The following is a 4,554-nucleotide window of genomic DNA, read 5'->3' as shown; positions in this document are numbered from 1 at the left end:
ATGACGAACGGTCGGGGTGGGCGGTGGTGGCGGCGCTCGCCGTGGGCGCTGGCGGCGATGAGCGGCGTGCTGATGACAGCGGGGGCCGGCAGCGCGCTGGCCGGCTTCGTGCCCTGGTGGCTCGCCCTGGTACTCGGGCTCTCCTCCGGGTCGTTGACGGCGGCCGGCACGGCGCTGTGGGAGCGACACGCGGCCGGCGTCGCCCGCCGCACGGCCTGGGCGAACGCGGTCGCCCAGGGGCCGGGGCCCGAGGAGGCGGCCCTGGGCAACAGCGTGCTCGCGGCACTCAACCCCGAGCATCGAGTGGTCGGCTTCAACCGGCTCCGGGACGGCGAGCTGCGGGCGCTGCTCGGCTGGTGCCGGGGCGCCGGTCCTGACGGCCGGCGGGTGACGCTGGTGTCGGGCGGGCCGGGCGCCGGCAAGACGCGGCTGCTTGTGGAGTGCGCCGACCGGCTGGCGCGGTCCGGGACGGTGCACGGCTGGGCGCGGCGCGGTCGGGAGGCGGCGGCGGTGGCCGCGGCGGCGGCCTGGGAGCGTCCCGTGGTGCTGTTCGTCGACGACGCGGACACCCGGCCCGAGCTGCCCGCGCTGCTCACCACGCTGGCGGCCGGCGACGCCGAGGCGCGGGTGGTGCTCGCGGCCCGCGAGTTCGGCGAGTGGTGGGCGCGGCTGCGGGCCGGGCTGCCACGCGAGGCGGCCAGGGAGCTGCCGCCGGCGGCCGGGGTCGTGCTCGACCCACTGGCCGTCACCGGACAGGACCAGGCGCAGCTGTTCGACCAGGCCGGGCGGTACTTCGCGCGCCGCTTCGGCACGGCGCCGCCCGCCGCCACGCTGACGCCGCCGTCCGGCCCGGCGCAGTTGCTGATGCTCCACGCGGCGGCGGCCGTCGCCACCGTGCGGGGCCAGACGGGTCAGGTCACGGTGGACGACGGCGTGCGGCGGCTGTTCGCCGACGAGGAGTCCTGGTGGGAGCGGAGCGCCGCCGAGACCGGCCTCACCCTCTCCAGGTCCGCGCTGCGCTCGGCGATCGTGGCCGCCACGGTGCTCGGCGCCGGCGACCTGGACGAGGCGGTGGCGCTGCTCGGCCACTTCCCCGGCCTGCCCCGGCACAGCCCGGACACCATGCGGCGGCTCGCCGAGTGGCTGCGCGAGGCCTATCCGCAGCGCGCCAACGCGTGGCTCGATCCGCACCTGCCCGGCCGGCTCGTCGAGCGCTATGTCGCCGACCAGTTGGCCGCGAGCGCACCGCTGCGGGCGGCCGTCGTCGCCGCCGCGCTGGCGCCCTGAGCACCACCGGCCACGAAGGAGGCTTCGACGATGTCGTCCCAGACGGGCCCCGACCGGGCCACCCGGCTGCTCACCCTGCTCGCCAGGGCCGCCCAGCACACGCCGAGCGCGCTCGGCACGGTGACCGCGGTGATCGCCGAGGTCCCGAGCCGGTTGCTGCCAGTGGCCGTCGAGGTGGCCCACGCGGGAGCCGGCCCCATCGACCGGGCGGTGGCCGACGCCGTGCTGGCCTGCGAGCTCCCGCCCGCGGAGCTCATCGAGCTGGCCCGGCGGATCCCCTACCCGACGCACGCCCTGGTGCACACCGCGGCCGCCGTCACCGGCCGGCTGCTCGACCTGCCGGACGACGAGCCGCTGGCGCGCGCCCAGCGGCTCGGCGACCACGGGGTGCGGCTGTCCGCGGTCGGCGAGTGGTCGGCCGCGCTGGCCGTCGACGAGCGGGCGGTGGCGATCCTGCGGGAGCTGTTCGCCGAAGCCCCGGAGAGCCACGCCGCCGAGCTGGCCAGGAGCCTGAGCAACCTGGGCGTCGACCTGAACCGGCTCGGCCGACATGAGGAAGGCCTTGCGGTCACCCGCGAGGCGCTCGACCTCGTGCGCGACCTGGCGGACGAGGACTTCGCACGCCACGGCCACCACCTGGTGGACGCCCTGCGCAACCTCGGCGTGGAACTGTCCCGCGAGGCGCACTGGCGTGCGGCGCTGGCGGTGGACGAGGAGGCCGTGGCCCTGGCCAGGCGGCTGGTGGCGGAGCTGCCCGACGAGCATCTGTCCCGCCTGGCACAGGCGTTGATGTGCGCCGGCGTCGACCTGACGAGCCTGGGTCGCTGGGCCGAGGCGCTGGCGGTCGACGAGGAGGCCGTGGCGATCCTGCGGGAGTTGGTGGTCGGCGACCCGGACCGACACGAGGCCGATCTGGCCCAGGCGCTCGGCTACCTGGGCACCGACCTGCACCGGCTCCGCCGGCACGAGGAGGCGCTGCCGGTGTTCACCGAGTCGGTGGCGATCCTCCGCCGGCTGGCGGCCGAGAACCCCGTGGCCCACGAGGAGGACCTGCCGCGGGCCCTGGTCAAGCTCGGCTCCGTGCTGACCGAGCTCGGCCGGCCGGAGGAGGCGCTGGTGGCCGACGATGAGGCGCTGCGGCTGACCAGGTCTCTGGCCGCCGCGGACTTGGAGCGGCGCGAGGCGGACCTCGCCCACGTCCTGGTGTGTGTCGCCAGCGACCTGTCGCGGCTCGAGCGGGAGGCGGAGGCGATCGTCAGGGACGAGGAGGCCGTCGCGGTCAGCCGCCGGTTGGTGGCACGCGCCCCCGAGGTCCACCGGCCCCAGCTGGCCAGGGCTCTGCTCGGGCTCGGTGTGCGGGCGTACCGGCTGCGTCGCTGGGACGAGTCGCTGGCCGCCGACGAGGAGGCCGTCGAGCTGCTCCGCGCGGCCCACCGGGCGAGTCCCGCCCACGAGCCGGAGCTCGCCCACGCCCTCGGCAACCTGGCCGCGAGCCTCGTCGGCGTCGAACGGCACGCCGAGGCGCTGGACGCCGCCCAGGAGCAGGTGCGCCGCTACCGCCGGCTGCGGGCCGACTGGCCGGGCGTCTTCGAGGGCGAGCTGGCCACCGCCGAGGCCGAGCTGCGACACCGCAGGGCCCGGGCGGGGCTCGACGAGCTCGATCCGGAGATCGTCCCGCCACGCCGGCCACCGGCCACTCGTCCGGATTCACACCAGGTCGGCTGAGAGTTTTTGTCTCACGCACCGGTTGCGATCGGCCGTAACACTGGTTGCATGGGGGCACGGGTGGGACCAGCTTGATTACAGGAGTTGATGACATGGCGCGGCAGGCCCAGATCGGCGTCACCGGACTCGCGGTGATGGGGCGGAACCTGGCCCGGAACTTCGCGAGGCACGGTCACACCGTCGCCGTGCACAACCGGACCGCGACCAGGACATGGGACCTGGTGGCCGCCTACGGCCACGAGGGTGACTTCGTACCTGCCGAGACGGCCGAGGAGTTCGTCGCCTCGCTCGAGCGCCCCAGGCGTCTCGTGGTGATGGTCAAGGCGGGCGCCCCGACGGACGCGGTGATCGACGAGTTCGCGCCACTCCTGGAACCGGGCGACATGATCGTGGACGGCGGCAACGCGCACTACCAGGACACCAGGCGGCGCGAGGCGGCGCTGCGCGAGCGCGGGCTGCACTTCGTGGGCTGCGGCATCTCCGGCGGCGAGGAGGGCGCGCTCAACGGCCCGAGCATCATGCCGGGCGGCTCCGCCGAGTCCTACCAGGCGCTCGGCCCGCTGCTGGAGAGCATCGCGGCCCAGGTCGACGGCGAGCCGTGCTGCGCGCACATCGGCCCGGACGGCGCCGGCCACTTCGTGAAGATGGTGCACAACGGCATCGAGTACGCCGACATGCAGCTGATCGCCGAGTCGTACGACCTGCTGCGCAAGGTCGCCGGGTACGAGCCGGCGCACATCGCCGAGATCTTCCGCAAGTGGAACACCGGCCGCCTCGACTCCTACCTGATCGAGATCACCGCCGAGGTGCTGGCGCACACCGACGCCGACACCGGTCGGCCCTTCGTGGACATCGTGGCCGACCGGGCCGAGCAGAAGGGCACCGGCCGTTGGACCGTGCAGACCGCGCTCGACCTGGGCGTGCCGGTCTCCGGGATCTCGGAGGCGGTGTTCGCCCGCGCGCTCTCCGGCCACGCCGACCTGCGCGAGGCAGCGCACTCGTTGCCCGGGCCGCTGCGGCCCGAGCTGCACCCGGACGACGCGGCCCGGTTCGCGGACAGCGTGGAGCAGGCGCTCTACGCCTCCAAGATCGTGGCCTACGCGCAGGGCTGGCACCTGATGCAGGCCGGCAGCGCGGAGTACGGCTGGGACCTCGACCTCGGCACGATGGCCACCATCTGGCGCGGCGGCTGCATCATCAGGGCCCGGTTCCTGAACCGCATCCGCGAGGCGTACCGCGGCGGGGCGCCGGTGACGCTGCTGGCGGACGAGACGTTCACCGAGGCGCTGCGGGACGCCCAGGTGGGCTGGCGGCACGTGGTCTCGCAGGCCACGGCGCTCGGCGTGCCGGCGCCCGGCTTCTCGGCCGCGCTCGCCTACTACGACGCGCTGCGCGCCGGCCGGCTGCCGGCGGCGCTGGTGCAGGGCCAGCGGGATTACTTCGGCGCCCACACCTACCAGCGGGTCGACCGCGAGGGCTCCTTCCACACCCTCTGGGGCGAGGACCGCACCGAGCACGAGGCGTAGCCGGCAGGGCCGGCGG

At 75.3% G+C, this 4,554-nt stretch carries 2 protein-coding genes and 1 pseudogene; all 3 read left to right on the top strand.

The genetic code is table 11. The features are described from left to right. A pseudogene (locus E1265_RS33950) lies at positions 1-1,287 on the top strand (hypothetical protein); the annotation flags it as partial. Between the two features lie 30 nt (positions 1,288-1,317). Next, positions 1,318-3,012, top strand: a complete 1,695-nt coding sequence (locus E1265_RS33945) for a tetratricopeptide repeat protein (protein WP_132934798.1) — start codon at positions 1,318-1,320, stop codon at positions 3,010-3,012. 92 nt (positions 3,013-3,104) lie between these two features. Then, entirely contained in the window at positions 3,105-4,538 is a 1,434-nt protein-coding gene (gene gndA, locus E1265_RS33940) for an NADP-dependent phosphogluconate dehydrogenase (RefSeq protein WP_132934797.1), read from the top strand. Positions 4,539-4,554: the final 16 nt, after the last annotated feature.

It is taken from the genome of Streptomyces sp. 8K308 (genome assembly GCF_004348315.1).
Classification (GTDB): Bacteria; Actinomycetota; Actinomycetes; order Streptomycetales; family Streptomycetaceae; genus Streptomyces.
This window is presented reverse-complemented; position numbering and strand designations above follow the sequence as displayed.